Genomic DNA, 16,314 nt, shown 5'->3' on the forward strand with positions numbered 1-16,314 from the left:
ATGAAACGAATTTCTGAAACCACCAGACGAGTGGGCTTGCGTCCCTCTTTGTGCCAGAACAGAGCGACCAAGGTCGGGGTAAACCATGGCGAAGCAAGGGCGGTCCGATCACCGGACGCTGGACGGGTTGGCGACTGCGGCGCGTGATGCCGCGGGCCCGGCCGGCAAGGGTCTGCCGCCGGTGCATCTGTGGAATCCGCCGTTTTGCGGCGATCTGGACCTACGAATCGCCGGCGACGGCACCTGGTTTTACATGAAAACGCCGATCGGCCGGCCGGCGCTGGTGCGGCTGTTCTCCACGATTTTGAAGCGGGAGGATGACAAACACTTTCTGGTGACGCCGGTGGAAAAGGTCGGCATCCGCGTCGACGACGCGCCGTTTGTCGCCGTCGAGATGACCGGGGAGGGGGACGAACACGGCCGCCTGCTCCGGTTCCGCACCAATGTCGGCGACTGGGTGCCATGCGATTCCGGGCATCAGTTGCGCTTCGAGCCCTCGGAGAAGGGCGGGTTGAAGCCCTATCTGCACGTCCGGGCCGGCCTCTGGGCAAAGGTGACGCGGGCGTTGTATTACGATCTTGTTGACATCGGCGAGCAACGAATGATCGATGGCCGGATGATGTTCGGTATCGAATCGGGCGGAGAGTTTTTTGCGATGGCGGATGCGGAGCAGGTGAGGGACGCAGGTTGAACGTGCCGGTGGAGGAAACGGGCCCCGCGACCGATGATGGCTCCGGAGATTTTTTCGTCCGCGCGCGGGCGCGGCTGCGCTTTGACATCCCCGCCGGGCTGACCGACGCCGGCATCGCCCCCTCGACCGGCGATCAGGGCCGCGATTTCATAGTTCAGGAAATTGCCCTGGACGAGCCGCTGCGGGCTGCGGCGGTGCTGATTCCGGTGGTGGCGCGGCAGGAGCCGACCGTGCTGCTGACGCGCCGCGCCGCCCATCTCAGCGATCACGCCAACGAGATCGCGTTTCCCGGCGGCAAGATCGACGCGGCCGATGCCTCTCCGGTCGATGCCGCGCTGCGAGAGGCATGGGAGGAGGTCGGCCTTCCCCGCGACTTCGTCGAGCCGATCGGCTATCTCGACCTCTACGGCACGAGCGTTGGCTTTCGAATCCTGCCCACGGTGGCGCTGGTGAAGCCGGGATTTGACCTTCGCCTCAATGTGGGGGAAGTGGAGGAGGCGTTCGAAGTGCCGTTGGCGTTTCTGATGAACCCGGACAATCACAAACAGGGCTGGAAGCTATCCCGCGGCAGAATGCGCTCGTTCTACGAGATGCCGTTCGAGGAGCGTTATATCTGGGGCGCTACCGCCGGTATCCTGCGCGTGCTGTATGAGCGAGTCTATCTCAAATGATACGTCCGGTTCTTATGGAGATCGGAATCTTCCTGGTTCCGTTCGCGATCTATGTTGCGTATCTGATCGCCAACCGCGTCGACTTCATGATCGCCGCCTCGTGGCCGGCGCACATCGTCCTGAGGCTCTCGCTTGCGGCGCTGGTACTGGTCGTCGTCAGTTTCATCCTGCTGGCGCATTTTTCGGGCGCGCCGCCGGATTCGACCTACATTCCGGCGCATATGGAGAACGGCAGGCTCGTACCCGGAGCCGAGAGGTGACCACGGTCCGCTCGCTGCGTGAGGCGGGCTGGCTGAAATCTGGTCCGGCGGCGCATGTTCTTGCGCTGCTCGATGAAAAGGGCGAGGAGGCGCGGGTCGTCGGCGGCGCGGTGCGCAACGCCTTGATGGACCTGCCGGTCGGCGAGATCGACATCGCCACCACCGCGCTTCCCGAGGAGGTGGTCCGCCGCGCGGCCGCCGCCCGCATCAAGAGCATTCCGACCGGCATCGAGCACGGCACCGTCACCCTGATCGTCGAGGGCAAACCCTTCGAGATCACGACGCTGCGCGAAGACGTCGAAACCTTCGGCCGCAAGGCCCGGGTCGCGTTCGGCCGCGACTGGGCGCGAGATGCCGAACGCCGCGATTTCACCATCAACGGCCTGTCGGTCGACCGCGATGGGGCCGTGCACGACCATGTCGGCGGGCTCGACGACATCGCGGCGAGGCGGGTGCGCTTCATCGGCGATCCGGACCGGCGCATCGCCGAGGACTACCTGCGTATCCTGCGATTCTTTCGCATCCATGCCGCCTATGGCGCCGGCGAGCCCGATCGGGCCGGCTATCTTGCCTGCATTCGCGGCCGCGCCGGACTTGCCACGCTGTCGGCCGAACGGCTGCGGGCGGAAATGCTGAAACTGCTGGTCGCGGAGGGCGCCGTGGAGGCGCTGATCGCGATGGAGGATGGGGGTCTGCTGCTGGCTATTCTCGGCGGTGTCGCCTATCGCGGGCCGCTAGCGGCAATGATCGCCGCCGAGCACGCGCTCGGGCTCGCGCCGGATCCGGTCCGTCGGCTCGCGGCGCTTGCGGTGTCGGTCACCGAGGATGCGCGGCGGATCGCGCAGCGGCTGCGGCTCTCCAATGCGGAGGCCAAGCAACTGGATTCGATGGGCCATCGCTGGTGGCGTTTGGGCGGCATGGATGAGGCGACCGCGCGGCGGCGGCTGTACCGGCTTGGCGCACTGCGCTTCCGCGACCGGCTGATGCAGGGCTGGGCGCGGGCGGGTCTCGGGGCCGATCCGGCGCCGTGGCTAAACGTCGCAACCCTGCCGCAACGCTGGCAGCCGCCGGCGTTCCCATTGAAGGCGGAGGATTTCACCGCCCGCGGAATAGCGGCGGGTCCGGCGCTCGGTCATGTCCTGACGATCGCGGAAGATGCCTGGCTGGCGGCGGATTTCCCGCTCGGTTCGGCGGCACTTTCGGAGATTGCGGATCAGACCGTCGCGCGATTCACGCGCGATCACCGGCTGTGAGCGCGGTCGCGGGATAGCTCGAGCGTTTCCGCCTTTGACGAGATCAGAAGCGGGGCTTCATGAATTTGCTTTGGCGCGTTTTTGTCACGCGAACCGGTATCCACTCCGCTCGAAAACGCTATAGTCACGGCCACTTCACCTCCGGCGGCATCGAGGACAGGATCGACTCGACGTTGCCGCCGGTCTTCAGCCCGAAGATGGTGCCGCGGTCGTAGAGCAGGTTGAATTCGGCGTAGCGTCCGCGCCGGATCAACTGCTCCTCGCGGTCTGTGGCGGTCCATGGCGTATTGAAGTTGCGGCGCACGAGTTCGGGGTAGACCTTGAGCAGCGCCCGTCCGACATCCTGCGTGAAGGCGAGGTCGGCATCCCAGTCGCCGCTGTCGTGCCAGTCGTAGAAGATGCCGCCGATGCCGCGCGCTTCCTTGCGGTGCGGCAGATAGAAATACTCGTCGCACCAGGTTTTATATTTATCATAGTCGGCCACGGCGTGGCCATCGCACGCGGCCTTCATCGCCGCGTGGAATGCGACGCTGTCGGCGTCTTCCTGGGTGCGCCGCCGCATGAGCACGGGCGTCAGGTCGCCGCCGCCGCCGAACCAGGCTTTCGTCGTCACCACGAAGCGCGTGTTCATGTGGACAGCGGGGACATGCGGATTGCGCATGTGGGCGATCAGGGAGATCCCCGAGGCCCAGAATTTGGGATCGGCCTCGGCCCCCGGAATCTGCGCGCGAAACTCCGGCGCGAATTCGCCATACACGGTCGAGCAATGCACCCCGACTTTCTCGAACAGCCGTCCATGCATCATCGACATGACGCCGCCCCCGCCCGGTTGGCCGGTGTGATCGGTGCGCTCCCACGCCGTGCGCACGAAGCGGCCGGCCTCGCCGGGATAGAGCCCGGCCGGCGCGTCGTCCTCCAGCTTTTCAAAAGCCGCGCAGATATCGTCGCGCAGTTGTTCGAACCAGTTTCGAGCACGGGACTTGCGGTCGTCGAGAGAGGAGGTATCCATACCCGGTTCCTGACAAATGCGTGTGGTGGGAAAGATCGGTGGGTCTACGGTCGGCATACCGATTTACCGGATCGTCCGCTTTCGCGGATGATGACGCCTGATTTTCGGCAAGGCTTCGTTTGCGCTTTGAGGTGACAGACCCGATCATTTCCGCGGTCCGAAATAAGTGCAGCTTTCGCCGCAACTGTCGCGATGCACGCTGACGCGTGTCACATGGCCCGCATGCTGGACATGCCCCCAGATGAAGCGCGCCAGGTTTTCCAGCGTCGGCAGGCCCAAACCATCCACGTCGTTGAGGAGCCGATGATCGAGCTTGTTCCGGACCTCGTCCATGCTGCGTGCGAGCAGGCCGAGATCGAGCACCATGCCGGTGGCGGGTTCGGGCGTGCCGCGGACGCTCACCTCGGCGCGGAAGGAATGGCCGTGGATTTCCATGCTCGCGTCCCCCAACGTCGTTCCAGGCAGCGCATGCGCAGCCTCGAAACGGAATGATTTCGTCAACTCCCACATTCGTCAAACCGGCTCCTGACAACCTGCCCCGGGCGCGATGCGGCATCTTCGATGCCGCTTCGCAGAGCCGGGACGCTTCCAAGCGCTCCCTTCATAACGGTCCGGATCGGCAGCCCGCCACACTGTCGGCAGCGTAATGCGCCGCGCGGAGGGAGTCGCTGCGTCTGCGCAACGTTGATGGCGCCGCTCTGGCATTCCTACCTTATTCCCAGCGTTTTGTGCGTCTGCAGGCTGAGCCGCCACTGCGGATGCCGCAGGCAGTAGTCGATGGCGCGCGCGGTGTTGCCGGCCGCGTCCGGTCCGTCCATGGGCTGCAACGAAAACCGCTCGAAGGCGAGGTCTGCGAAGTCCTCGGGCCGCGCGTCCGCCTGCGGATAGACCAGCTTGAGTTCCTGCCCCCTGGTGACGCGCAAATCGGCGCCGGCCTTGGGACTGACGCACAGCCAGTCGACGCCGTCGGGCGGCGCGATGGTGCCGTTGGTCTCGATGCCGATCTCGAAGCCGCGGGCATGCAGCGCGTCGACCAACGCCTTGTCCACCTGCAACAGCGGCTCGCCCCCCGTCAACACCGCATAGCGCCGGGCGGGCGGGCCAGCCCATTGCGTGGCGATGGTGTCGGCGAGCCTGTCGGCGGTGGCGTAGCGCCCGCCGAGCGTCCCGTCCGTACCCACGAAGTCGGTATCGCAGAACCGGCAGGTGGCCGAGGCGCGGTCTTCCTCACGGCCGCTCCACAGGTTGCAGCCCGAGAAGCGACAGAATACCGCAGCCCGACCGGCATGGGCGCCTTCGCCCTGCAGGGTCAGAAAAATCTCTTTGACCGCGTAGCTCACGAAACCCTTTCCTGGATGGCTGATCCTGTCTGCCGCAGGGCTTCGCCCACGGCCATGGCGGCCGCCACCGCGACGTTCAGCGACCGTAATCCGGACCTTACAGGTATCACCAGACGCGCGTCCGCGGCCGCGGCGACGGCGTCCGGGACGCCCGCGCTTTCGCGCCCGAACAACAGGATATCGGTAGCCGCATAGCAATGGTCCAGATAGGGCAGGGCACCCCTGGTCGTGAATAGCACCAGCCGTCCGCCGTCTCCGGCGCGCCACTCCTGGAATTTCGGCCAGGAATCGTGACGCACGATGGTCACCTGGTCGAGATAGTCCATTCCCGCCCGGCGGAAATGGCGATCGGAGACCGGAAAACCGGCCGGCTCGATGATATGGGCTTGGAGATCCAGGCAGGCGCACAGCCGCAGAATGGTCCCGGTGTTCTGCGGGATATCGGGTTGAAAGAGCGCGATCCGCATCAACTCAAGGCTCTCATGATATGACTTCGCGGCCGCCGCGGATTTGTGCACTGCACGAATGAGACGGATAGCGCACTTGCGCACACTCTGCGACGATGCCAATAGAACGGCCGCTCGCAAGATGCATCCCCGGAGTGGCTACACCAATAGACAAGACCGGCAGCGGATAAGAAAGGGTTGGAATCGTGACGACATCGTCTTCGGCAGGACATAGCCGCCGTGATTTCCTTTTCGTGGCAACCGGCGCCGTCGCCGCCGTGGGTGCGGCCGCCGTGGCGTGGCCGCTGGTGGCCCAACTGAACCCGGATGCTTCCACGGTCGCCGCCGGCGCGCCCATCGAGGTCGATCTTTCCCCGATCGCCGACGGGCAGGACATCAAGGTGTTCTGGCGCGGCAAGCCGATCTACATCATGCACCGGACCGCCAAGCAGATTAAGGAAGCGCAAGCGGTCAACGTGTCGAGCCTGCCCGATCCGGAGCCGGATTCGGCGCGCGTCAAGGAAGGTCATGACCAGTGGCTCGTCGTGATCGGCATCTGCACCCATCTCGGCTGCATCCCGATCGCGCACGAAGGCAACTACGACGGATTTTTCTGTCCGTGCCATGGTTCGCAGTATGATTCCTCGGGCCGTATCCGTCAGGGGCCGGCGCCGCTTAATCTTCCCATCCCGCCTTACGCCTTTGTTTCCGACAGCAGGATCAAGATCGGATAAGGCCCGAAAGACCCGAACCGAACGCGTCGTTTCATTCGTCAGGATCGCATCATGAGCGGACCATCCACCTTCCAGCCGCAAAATCCCGTCCTTAAATGGATCGAGCGGCGCTTGCCGATCTTCGGCCTCGTCCATTCCTCGTTCGTCGCCTATCCGACGCCGCGCAACCTGAATTACTGGTGGACGTTCGGCGGCATCCTCTCTTTCATGCTGGGGGTGCAGATCGTCACCGGCGTCATCCTGGCGATGCACTACACGCCGCACGCCGACCTCGCATTCAACTCGGTCGAAGCCATCGTTCGCGATGTCGATTACGGCTGGCTGCTGCGCTATCTCCATTCCAACGGCGCCTCGATGTTCTTCATCGCCGTCTATATCCACATGCTTCGCGGCCTGTATTACGGCTCCTACAAGGAACCGCGCGAGGTGCTGTGGATCCTCGGCGTCATCATCTACCTCCTGATGATGGCGACCGGTTTCATGGGTTATGTGCTGCCATGGGGCCAGATGAGCTTCTGGGGCGCCACCGTCATCACCAATCTGTTCTCAGCCATTCCCTATTTCGGCGAAAGCATCGTGACGCTGCTGTGGGGCGGCTATTCGGTCGGCAATCCGACGCTGAACCGCTTCTTCTCGCTGCACTACCTGCTGCCGTTCGTGATCGCGGGCGTGGTCGTGCTGCACGTCTGGGCGCTGCATGTCGCCGGTCAGAACAATCCGGCCGGCGTCGAGCCCAAGACGGCGAAGGATACGGTGCCGTTCACGCCCTACGCGACCATCAAGGACGGGTTCGGCATCGCCTGCTTCATCCTGTTCTATTGCTGGTTCATCTTCTACATCCCGAACTATCTCGGCGATCCCGACAACTACATTCCCGCCAATCCTGGCGTGACGCCCGCGCACATCGTGCCGGAATGGTACTACCTGCCGTTCTACGCGATCCTGCGCTCGATCCCGAACAAGCTTCTGGGCGTGGTGGCGATGTTCAGCGCGATCCTCGTGTTGGCCTTCCTGCCCTGGCTCGATTCCGCCAAGACCCGCTCGATGCGCTATCGTCCACTCGCCAAGCAGTTCTTCTGGATCTTCGTCGGCGTGTGTCTCGGTCTCGGTTATCTCGGCGCGCAACCCCCGGAAGGCATTTATGTGATCGCCGGGCGCATCCTGACGGCGTGCTACTTCGCCTATTTCCTGATCGTGCTCCCGGTTCTGAGCCGCATCGAGAAGCCGCGGCCCGTGCCCAATTCGATCGCCGACGACGTGCTGGGGAAGAAAGGCGTCGTGGCCTCGCTTGCGGCTATCTTCGCTGTCGCGGCGCTGCTGGTGTGGGATAGCGGTTCCAGGGCTCAGGCGGCGGGCCATTCGCCGACCCCGCCGTCGCTGAGCTGGTCGTTCGCGGGCCCGTTCGGAAAATTCGATCAGGCCCAGTTGCAGCGCGGCTACAAGGTCTACAAGGAGGTCTGCTCGGCCTGCCATTCGATGAACCTGGTGCATTATCGCAACCTCACCGATCCCGGCGGTCCAGGCTTCTCGGTTGCCCAGGCCGCGGCGCTGGCTGCCGAAATCCAGGTGAAGGATGGTCCCAACGACGCCGGCGACATGTTCGAGCGGCCCGGGCGGATCGCCGACAGGTTTCCGTCGCCGTTTCCGAACGAGAACGCCGCGCGCACGGCCAATGGCGGCGCGGCGCCTCCCGATCTTTCATTGATGGCCAAGGCGCGGGGCTACGAGCGCGGCTTTCCGCAATTCATCTTCGACGCCTTCACCCAGTTTCAGGAAAAAGGACCCAACTACATCCACGCGCTCCTGACCGGCTTCGAGGACACCCCGCCGCAAGGGTTCGCGCTGCCGGAGGGCTCGTTCTACAACAGATATTTCCCGGGTCATGCCATCAAGATGCCGAACCCGTTGTCGGACGATCAGATAACCTACGACGACGGCACACCGCAGAAGGTCGATCAATACGCGACGGACGTCGCCGCCTTCCTGATGTGGGCGGCCGAGCCGAAGCTTGAGGAGCGCAAGCGGATCGGGTTTCAGGTCATGATTTTCATGGTCGTCTTTGCCGGGCTGCTTTACTTCACCAAGAGGGCGGTCTGGGCCGACGCGCATTGAGGCGCAGCCGTCGTCTCCAAGTCAAAAAGGCTCCCGCGAGGGAGCCTTTTTTGTTTGCAACCAAGCCTGTTCAAACAGCGAAGGGACATTTTTTCTTTTTTGTCGATTGCCAAGACGTGGATGGCCGGAACAGGTCCGGCCATGACGGTGGTGGAGTGAATTGCCGCTCGCCTCTCGCATTCGCCCGACTGACGTCGTTCAGCGTTTGAACAGGCCCATTATCGCCGACTTCGCCAGTGTGTTGAAATGAAGCTGGAACCCGATCACCGCCGCCGAGGTGTCGGCGGTCGCGTTGATGTTGCCTCCGACGGCGTGCACGGTGAAGAAATAGCGGTGCGGGTGATCCCCTTCGGGCGGGCAGGGGCCGCCATAGCACGCGGAGCCGAAGTCGGTGCGGGTCTGCAGCGCTCCCCTCGGAAGCTTGCCGCTGTCGGGATTGCCGGCGTCGAGCGCAAGCTCCGTCACCGATGGCGGGATATTGATGACAACCCAGTGCCAGAAGCCGCTGCCGGTCGGCGCATCCGGATCGTAACAGGTTACGGCGAAACTCCTGGTGCCCGCCGGCGCGCCGCTCCAGCGCAGGTGTGGCGACAGGTTGCCGCCCGCGCAGCCGTGACCGAAATCCGCCGACAGGATATGATCCTTGGCGAGGTAGTCGCCATCTTTGAAACTGTCGCTCACGACCTTGAACGCCATGTTGTTCTCCCGGTTCAGGTCAGGGGAATCTAGCGCTTTTTCGATTTTGATGGAAACACCTGCCACGAAACGACGCGCGCTCCCTCTTCTATCCACGCTCGGGTTTGCCCGTTTGGGCATCCATGATTCTGAAGTCGGATATATCCGACTTGAGCGAGAGAGGAGGGCGAGGGGGTTACACCTTCAAGGATGCTCGAATGCCCCCTCACCCGATCGGGAGAGGTGAAATATCGTCCGGATCGAGCCCCTCTGGGGGCTGTTTGGAAAGTCACCGGGCATCTCCCGGCCGTCTCCCGGAGGCAGCGCAGCATGAGACGGCGCGCTGCTGAGCCGGGGTCTTTGCGAGGTTTTCTGCAACGATCCCGGGTCTGCGCAGCGTCACTTCGTGCCGCGGCGCGCCCGGAACACCTGGAAAGCAAACTTTTCAAACAGGCTCTTGGCACGGATCCCGGATCGAGCGCCCTTGACAGCGCCGCATCGGAATGATGATTTTGCGGCCATGATCAGCGCCGTCCGCCCGTTCCGTCTCTGGTGGTCCACCTTCTAAGGTGGCCGGTGCGATTTTGTTTCAATTCCGATCGTCGAAGGCCGTCATGCAGAAACGACGGCCTTTTTCGTTTGTCCTGTGTGGCGCTTCTTCCTCAGGTCTCGTAAGAGGACTCCATGAACAGGACCGTCTTTTCCCTTCCCGCGCAAAGCGAGTACGCGACCGCCGGCGGTCTCGCCGTCAGCAGGTCGATCGAGCATTTTACCGGCGGCAGGCGGCTGGACGACCTGATCGACCTGCTCGACCGCCGTCGCGGCCTGGTGCTGTCGTCGGGCACCACGGTGCCGGGACGCTATGAGAGTTTCGACCTCGGTTTCGCGGATCCGCCGCTCAGGATCGAAACCACGGGTCTGAATTTTTCCATTGAAGCCACCAATGCCCGCGGCGAGGTGCTGATCGCCTTTCTGGGCGAGGCCCTGAGCGAGCCTTTTGTGGTTGTCACCGAAAGCACCGCGCTCCGCATCGCCGGCCACATCGTGCGCGGCGATGCGCCGGTGGAGGAGGATCAGCGCACCCGGCGCGCCAGCGTGATGTCGCTGGTGCGCGCGCTGGTCGCGGCGTTCGCATCAGACGCCGATCCCATGCTCGGGCTCTACGGTGCGTTTGCCTATGACCTCGTGTTCCAGATGGAAGACCTGGTGCAGAAGCGCGCGCGCGAGGCCGACCAGCGCGACATCGTGTTGTTCGTGCCCGACCGTTTGCTGGCTTACGACCGCGCCACCGGCCGCGGCGTCGTGCTGTCCTATGATTTCGCGTGGAACGGCCGCTCGACCGCGGGCCTGCCGCATGACACGCCGGAAAGCGTCTACGCCAGGACGGGACGGCAGGGTTTCACCGATCACGCTCCCGGCGAATATCAGGCCACGGTGGAGACGGCGCGCGCCGCGTTCGCGCGCGGCGACCTGTTCGAAGCGGTGCCCGGGCAGTTGTTCGCCGAGCCCTGCGAACGCTCGCCGGCCGAAGTGTTTCAGCGGCTGTGCCGGATCAATCCGTCGCCCTATGGTGGTCTTGTCAATCTCGGCGACGGGGAATTCCTGGTTTCCGCTTCCCCGGAAATGTTCGTACGCAGCGATGGCCGCCGGATCGAGACCTGTCCGATCTCCGGCACCATCGCGCGCGGCGCCGATGCCATCGGCGACGCCGAGCAGATCCGCGAGCTGCTCAACTCGGAGAAGGACGAGTTCGAGCTCAACATGTGCACCGACGTCGATCGCAACGACAAGGCACGCATCTGCATGCCGGGAACGATCAAGGTGCTGGCGCGACGCCAGATCGAGACCTATTCGAAGCTGTTTCACACCGTCGATCACGTCGAGGGCATTTTGCGGCCCGGTTTTGACGCGCTCGACGCGTTTCTCACCCACGCCTGGGCGGTGACGGTGACCGGCGCGCCCAAGAAGTGGGCGATGCAGTTCGTCGAGGACAACGAGCGTTCGGCGCGGCGCTGGTATGCCGGCGCGTTCGGCGTCGTCGGCTTCGACGGCTCGATCAATACCGGCCTGACCATCCGCACCATCCGCATGAAGGATGGACTGGCCGAGGTGCGCGTCGGCGCGACCTGCCTGTTCGACAGCAAGGCGGAGCTTGAGGATCGCGAATGCCAGACCAAGGCGGCCGCGCTGTTCCAGGCGTTGCGCGGCGACGCGCCGAAGCCGCTTTCGGCGGTGGCTCCGGACGCGACCGGCTCCGGCAAGCGCGTGCTGCTGATCGATCACGACGACAGTTTCGTGCATATGCTGGCGGATTATTTCCGTCAGGTCGGCGCACGCGTCACGGTGGTGCGCTACGTCCACGCGCAGGACATGCTGAACACGCAGACCTACGACCTGCTGGTGCTGTCGCCCGGTCCCGGCCGGCCCGAGGATTTCGGCATGGCCAAAACCATCGGCACCGCGCTGGAGAAGAAACTGCCGGTGTTCGGCGTCTGCCTCGGCGTGCAGGGAATCGGCGAGTATTTCGGCGGCCGGCTTGGCCAGCTCGCGCAACCGGCGCACGGCCGTCCCTCACGCGTGCAGAATCGCGGCGGACGCTTGATGCGCAATCTGCCGAACGAGATCGTGATCGGCCGCTATCATTCGCTGTATGTCGAGCGCAACGGCATGCCCGACGTGCTGGAGGTGACGGCGACCACCGACGACGGCGTGCCGATGGCGATCGAGCACAGGACGCTGCCGGTCGGCGGCGTGCAGTTTCACCCCGAATCGCTGATGTCGCTCGGCGGCGAGGTGGGCTTGCGGATCGTGGAGAATGCGTTCCGGCTGGGGCAGGGAGATAGCTGACTGTTTGACGCTGTCGTCGCGAAAGCGAACGCGACGAAGCATGGACTGCTCCCCTCTCCCTTGTGGGGAGGGGTTGGGGGTGGGGTTACCACGAAGGCAGTGCTCGCCGTTCATTCCCTCCGTGACCCTCGCCCATAAGGGGCAGGGAACTGAGGGGCAATGCCAACACGATCGGATGTGAATACTCATGGTCCTTGAAGACGATCTGAAAGCCGCTGTCCGCACCATTCCGGATTATCCAAAGCCGGGGATCATGTTCCGCGACATCACCACGCTGCTTGGAGATGCCCGCGCGTTCCGCCGTGCGGTCGATCAGCTCGTGCATCCCTGGGCGGGCTCGAAGATCGACAAGGTCGCAGGCATCGAGGCGCGGGGTTTCATTCTCGGCGGCGCGGTGGCGCATCAGGTCTCCGCCGGCTTTGTGCCGATCCGCAAGAAGGGCAAGCTGCCGCATCAGACCGTGCGGATGGCCTACGCGCTCGAATACGGCACCGATGAAATGGAGATGCACGTCGATGCCATCGCCAAGGACGAGCGCGTCATTCTGGTCGACGACCTGATCGCCACCGGCGGCACGGCGGAGGGCGCGGTGAAGCTGCTGCGCCAGATCGGCGCCAATGTGGTGGCGGCCTGCTTCATCATCGACCTGCCGGACCTCGGCGGCGCCGCCAAGCTGCGCGCGATGGACGTTCCGGTGCGGACGCTGATGGCGTTCGGCGGACACTGAGGATTTTCTTCACCTCATCCCCGCAACAAGGCGGGGAGGACGCTCAATCCTGCTGTTGCGCCAGTCGCTGCTCGATCTCGCGGAAGCTGAAATAGTTGCTGCGGATCCACTGATGCAGTTCGGTTGAGGTATCCTTCTCGGTTCGCAGATAGTTGGTGAAGGAAAAGGTGAGCCGTTCGATGTAGCTCTTGAGGAACGCCGGAAGCACCGCGACGCGCATCAACTGACCGTGCATGAAGGTTTCGGGCAGGTCTCCGCGCAGGACGTATTCGTTGTCGACGATGACGAGCGCGTTGGGCGGCAGTGTTTCCCGCAGGGTGTGATAGCCGCGCGTGGACACGCGGTCGCTGTCGGCCACGAACAGGACAACGGGCGCCACGTTGCTCCGGGCGGCTTCCTTGATGAAACCGATTTCCGCGATCATCCCGAAGAATTCGTCGAACGCGTGGTAGCCGAGGTCGATCACCTTGGCGAGGCCGTCATCGACGATCAGCCGGTCCATCAGCGCCATCTTGCCGTAGGTGTCGTCGATCTCGGCGGTCTCGGTGAGACGCGGCAGGTAGTCGACCAGCGATGGCTCCTGGATGTTGACGTCGAACGCCAGGACATCGCCCCGCTGCAGGCGCAGAAACTCGCTGAGTTGCCGCGCGATCAGCGTCTTGCCGACTTGCGGCCGTGGCGAGCAAATGATGTAGACGGGCGTGCGGGGCATGACCGATATATTGGAGAGGGCATCCCGATCTAGCAGGATGTCGAAAAACTCTCCACCGTCATTCTCGACGCGCATGCACGTCTGCGCGATCCGCGCTAACGCGAGGGCTTCCCTCGCGCGCTTCGTTCAAACGACCGGTTACTTGGCCGAGGCGCGGCTGGCTTTCTCCTTCGAGGTGACGATGTCGGTGAGCTTGATGCGGTCGAATTCGCTCCAGACGTTCGCGAGCCAGTGACGGACGTAGCCGCGCAGGACGAACGAGTAATTGGCGGACTCGTTCTTGTGTCCCTTGTTGGCCACGAATTTGAGGAACGGCACCGAGGATACCTCGACCTGCTCGTAGGCCATCTCGTTGAGTTTCGGGATGGTGATCTCGGTCGCGTCCTTGATCTTGCGGAAGTAGGCGTTGTAGGTCGCCTGATCCCACTCGAAAAAGTTCGTGTTGTTGATGAAATTCTTGACGAGGAAATATTTCGCGCCGGACATGAAGTTCGCGGTCTCCGCGATCTCGTCGAGCGAGGCGATCGAGGGACCGAGAATATGGAACACCGCGAAGGTGATCTGCCCGGACTTTGCCGCATCGAGGAACCCGATGTCGCGAAGCGAGGCCAGCGCCGGCGACATCAGTCCGGCGCGGACGTCGATCACCGTGACGCTGGCCTTGGCCGTGTTCAGCGTGTCGAAGATCTTCATCTGGTCCGCGGTCGTCGTCATATCAACGATCTCGGTGATGTCAGGGTGAAAGCGCTTCAGCGTGCCGCGCGGCGATTCGGTGTCGAACGCCCGGGTTGGCACGTTGTTGGCACTGAAATAGTCGAGCACGGTGCGCGAGACCGTGGTCTTGCCGACCCCGCCCTTGTCCGCACCCACCACAATTACTGCTGGCTTCGCCATGAGACCCCTTTAAGCAAGCTGAAAGCCGAAAACCGCGCATGGTCGCGCGTGCGGCATATCCCCGATGTTTGCTTGGGGCGCGACCATGGCAGAAACGAGGGAGAATTCAATTCGATATATTGAATCCGGTGAAATTCGTCATGGCGTTGGGAAAACGCGGCCTCTTGCGAAAGGTGGGCAAGCGCGAAAATGACGTGGCGAGCGGTGGGAACCTTCGGGAAGAGCATCTTCTGGCGTGAAAAATCCTTAGAAAAGTTCAAGTTGTCGGGTACCTTGTTCTGTGGAAGCATAACTTTGCAGGAAAATTTTTTGTGACTGACCAGAATGGCGAGGCAATGATCGCGGACGAGCAGTCTTTTGACGAAGGGGCGGCCGGTGTCGTTGAACCGCGCGCCACCACGCCGCGGATGATGCGCGGCGTGTTTCTGGTGCTGGGCGTCTGTTTCGTTGCGCTCGGCTTTATCGGCGCATTCCTGCCGGTGCTGCCGACGACGCCGTTCCTGATCCTGGCCGCCGCCTGCTTTGCGCGCTCTTCCCCGCGGCTGGAAAACTGGCTGTTGCAGCATCAGCGTTTCGGTCCGCTGCTGCGCGGCTGGCGCGAGCGCGGCGCGATCCCGCCAAAGGCCAAGCTGATGGCGCTGGGCGGCACGGCGCTCGGTTTCGTACTGTTCTGGCTCGGCGGCCATCCCGGGCCATGGCTCATGGCGGCGGTGGCATTGTTGATGCTGACCGGGCTGGTCTACGTCTTCACGCGGCCGTCATAGTCTTCGGGAGCTACCCGCTCGCGCGGGGCGCGACGGTGTCGCCCCAGCCGATCCGGCGCATCCCGGCATAGGCGGCCTTGTCGCGACGGGGAATGGTCACGATGCCGGCACTGCCGTCCGCGCGGCATAATTTGATCCGCATCCCGGCCTTACTGACGAGCGGCTGCGCCAGCACGCGCGCCGGACGTTGCCGGACGGGCGTTCGAGCCAGCGCGACGTAGCTGAACTTCTCGTCCTCGAAGGGAAGCTCCGCGCCCTTGACGTGCTTGTGGGCGCGCGACCGCGGCAGCCGCTGCACGAAATGGCACCAGTCCGCAGCGGCTTTTTGTTTTGACGCGTTCTCTTCATGCGGAACGGCGCCTGCCTCGTTTGAAGATGTCATGAGCGGGCATTCGCGGTCGTGTGGGCAAGGCGCGAGGACATGAGCGCCTTGCGCAATCAGGCGGCGGCGCAGGTCGAGGATGCGTCGGTAGCCGGCGGGCGTGCCGGGTTCCACGACCAGCAGCGTGTCGCGCGTCGCCGCCCACATCAAATCAGTGAGCGCGGCCAGCCGGTCGGCGTTCATCTCGCCGATGACATAGCTTGCGACGACGAGATCGGCGCTCGCGGTCCTGTCGCGAAACCCGGCGATTGCGTCGCTTTGCATATAGCGGACGCCGTGCAGCCGCGCCTCAGTGGAGAGGAGGTCGAGCGCGAGCGTCCGCAGCGCCGGATTGGCGTCGATGGCGGTGAATTCGTCGAGGCAATCAAACGCCTGCGCCGCCGCCCACGTCGCGGTGCCGGGGCCGGCGCCGACGTCGAGCAGGTCTTGCGGCGCGAATTCCGGACGGATCTTGCGGATCGCATTGAGGCTGGCGACGACGGCCGCATAGGTCGCGGGCATCCGCGCCAGCGCATAGGCGAGCGCGTCGGATTCACTGCGGATCGCCTCCGAGCCGCCGCCGCCGCGATAGGTCTGCGAGATCGTCGCCGCGCGAACCGCGGCGTCACTGCGGGAGAGGCCCTGTGCCTTTTGTTCGAGTGCGGCGCGCAATGCAGCGGGGAGGGAGGGCGGAATCATGTTTGAGGCGGACGCCGGATGCGACAAAACCCGTCATGGCCGGCAGGTTTCGACCGAAACCGACACCTGCCGGGGGCGGAGTTCTGGTACTCGCTATCCGGCGGCCTCGCCAGAGCAGG

Annotated in this window: 17 protein-coding genes; 9 read left to right on the forward strand and 8 right to left on the reverse strand. The window is 63.8% G+C overall.

What is annotated here, in order from left to right; genetic code table 11:
• The first annotated feature begins 85 nt into the window (after nucleotides 1-85).
• Genes BGO16_RS17190 through BGO16_RS17205 form a run of 4 tightly spaced genes read left to right on the forward strand, consistent with a single transcriptional unit; the run spans nucleotide 86 to nucleotide 2,875 of the window.
• Nucleotides 86-691, forward strand: coding sequence for a DUF1285 domain-containing protein (locus BGO16_RS17190; protein ID WP_292620331.1), 606 nt, complete (start codon nucleotides 86-88; stop codon nucleotides 689-691).
• Nucleotides 688-1,362, forward strand: coding sequence for a CoA pyrophosphatase (locus tag BGO16_RS17195; RefSeq protein WP_292620333.1), 675 nt, complete (start codon nucleotides 688-690; stop codon nucleotides 1,360-1,362). Before BGO16_RS17190 ends, BGO16_RS17195 begins: the two co-directional genes overlap by 4 nt.
• Nucleotides 1,359-1,622, forward strand: coding sequence for a DUF6111 family protein (locus BGO16_RS17200; RefSeq protein ID WP_292620335.1), 264 nt, complete (start codon nucleotides 1,359-1,361; stop codon nucleotides 1,620-1,622). Before BGO16_RS17195 ends, BGO16_RS17200 begins: the two co-directional genes overlap by 4 nt.
• Nucleotides 1,619-2,875 carry a CCA tRNA nucleotidyltransferase gene (locus BGO16_RS17205; RefSeq protein WP_292620337.1) on the forward strand — a complete coding sequence of 419 codons (1,257 nt, stop codon included), beginning with the start codon at nucleotides 1,619-1,621 and terminating at the stop codon, nucleotides 2,873-2,875. Before BGO16_RS17200 ends, BGO16_RS17205 begins: the two co-directional genes overlap by 4 nt.
• Before the next feature lie 124 nt (nucleotides 2,876-2,999).
• Here BGO16_RS17205 and hemF read toward each other — a convergent pair whose 3' ends face one another.
• The 4 genes from hemF to BGO16_RS17225 form a co-directional block, all read right to left on the reverse strand.
• On the reverse strand, nucleotides 3,000-3,884 hold the full coding sequence (hemF, locus tag BGO16_RS17210) for an oxygen-dependent coproporphyrinogen oxidase (protein WP_292620339.1): 885 nt from the start codon (nucleotides 3,882-3,884) through the stop codon (nucleotides 3,000-3,002).
• A 144-nt stretch (nucleotides 3,885-4,028) separates the two neighbouring features.
• Entirely contained in the window at nucleotides 4,029-4,394 is a 366-nt protein-coding gene (locus tag BGO16_RS17215; RefSeq protein ID WP_292620341.1) for a 6-carboxytetrahydropterin synthase, read from the reverse strand.
• A gap of 197 nt (nucleotides 4,395-4,591) precedes the next feature.
• Nucleotides 4,592-5,224, reverse strand: coding sequence for a 7-carboxy-7-deazaguanine synthase (gene queE / locus BGO16_RS17220; protein WP_292620343.1), 633 nt, complete (start codon nucleotides 5,222-5,224; stop codon nucleotides 4,592-4,594).
• Nucleotides 5,221-5,691 carry a TrmH family RNA methyltransferase gene (locus tag BGO16_RS17225; protein WP_292620346.1) on the reverse strand — a complete coding sequence of 157 codons (471 nt, stop codon included), beginning with the start codon at nucleotides 5,689-5,691 and terminating at the stop codon, nucleotides 5,221-5,223. The genes queE and BGO16_RS17225 overlap by 4 nt, the downstream gene beginning before the upstream one ends.
• A 185-nt stretch (nucleotides 5,692-5,876) precedes the next feature.
• Between BGO16_RS17225 and petA the strand changes: the two genes are divergently transcribed.
• Nucleotides 5,877-6,404 carry a ubiquinol-cytochrome c reductase iron-sulfur subunit gene (gene petA / locus BGO16_RS17230; protein WP_292620348.1) on the forward strand — a complete coding sequence of 176 codons (528 nt, stop codon included), beginning with the start codon at nucleotides 5,877-5,879 and terminating at the stop codon, nucleotides 6,402-6,404.
• A 51-nt stretch (nucleotides 6,405-6,455) separates the two neighbouring features.
• Complete coding sequence (locus BGO16_RS17235; RefSeq protein WP_292620350.1) at nucleotides 6,456-8,516, forward strand: cytochrome c1; 2,061 nt, start codon at nucleotides 6,456-6,458, stop codon at nucleotides 8,514-8,516.
• A gap of 198 nt (nucleotides 8,517-8,714) precedes the next feature.
• Here the strand turns inward: BGO16_RS17235 and BGO16_RS17240 are convergent, their stop codons facing one another.
• Nucleotides 8,715-9,212: a YbhB/YbcL family Raf kinase inhibitor-like protein gene (locus BGO16_RS17240; RefSeq protein ID WP_292620352.1), complete on the reverse strand. Its 498-nt coding sequence runs from the start codon at nucleotides 9,210-9,212 to the stop codon at nucleotides 8,715-8,717.
• A 663-nt stretch (nucleotides 9,213-9,875) separates the two neighbouring features.
• Between BGO16_RS17240 and BGO16_RS17245 the strand changes: the two genes are divergently transcribed.
• Together BGO16_RS17245 and BGO16_RS17250 are read left to right on the forward strand one after the other, a co-directional pair.
• Entirely contained in the window at nucleotides 9,876-12,038 is a 2,163-nt protein-coding gene (locus BGO16_RS17245; RefSeq protein ID WP_292620354.1) for an anthranilate synthase component I, read from the forward strand.
• A 187-nt stretch (nucleotides 12,039-12,225) separates the two neighbouring features.
• Nucleotides 12,226-12,765, forward strand: coding sequence for an adenine phosphoribosyltransferase (locus BGO16_RS17250; protein ID WP_292620356.1), 540 nt, complete (start codon nucleotides 12,226-12,228; stop codon nucleotides 12,763-12,765).
• A 43-nt stretch (nucleotides 12,766-12,808) separates the two neighbouring features.
• Here BGO16_RS17250 and BGO16_RS17255 read toward each other — a convergent pair whose 3' ends face one another.
• On the reverse strand, nucleotides 12,809-13,477 hold the full coding sequence (locus BGO16_RS17255) for a hypothetical protein (protein ID WP_292620420.1): 669 nt from the start codon (nucleotides 13,475-13,477) through the stop codon (nucleotides 12,809-12,811).
• A 138-nt stretch (nucleotides 13,478-13,615) separates the two neighbouring features.
• The gene (locus tag BGO16_RS17260) at nucleotides 13,616-14,371 is read right to left on the reverse strand and encodes a hypothetical protein (protein ID WP_292620358.1); all 756 of its coding nucleotides are present in this window, start codon (nucleotides 14,369-14,371) and stop codon (nucleotides 13,616-13,618) included.
• Nucleotides 14,372-14,781: 410 nt separating this feature from the next.
• Here BGO16_RS17260 and BGO16_RS17265 point away from each other — a divergent pair, with 410 nt between their 5' ends.
• Nucleotides 14,782-15,135, forward strand: coding sequence for a YbaN family protein (locus BGO16_RS17265; RefSeq protein ID WP_292620421.1), 354 nt, complete (start codon nucleotides 14,782-14,784; stop codon nucleotides 15,133-15,135).
• A gap of 10 nt (nucleotides 15,136-15,145) precedes the next feature.
• Here the strand turns inward: BGO16_RS17265 and BGO16_RS17270 are convergent, their stop codons facing one another.
• On the reverse strand, nucleotides 15,146-16,195 hold the full coding sequence (locus BGO16_RS17270) for a small ribosomal subunit Rsm22 family protein (protein ID WP_292620360.1): 1,050 nt from the start codon (nucleotides 16,193-16,195) through the stop codon (nucleotides 15,146-15,148).
• Nucleotides 16,196-16,314: the final 119 nt, after the last annotated feature.

It is taken from the genome of Nitrobacter sp. 62-23 (assembly GCF_001897285.1).
Lineage (GTDB): Bacteria > Pseudomonadota > Alphaproteobacteria > Rhizobiales > Xanthobacteraceae > Nitrobacter.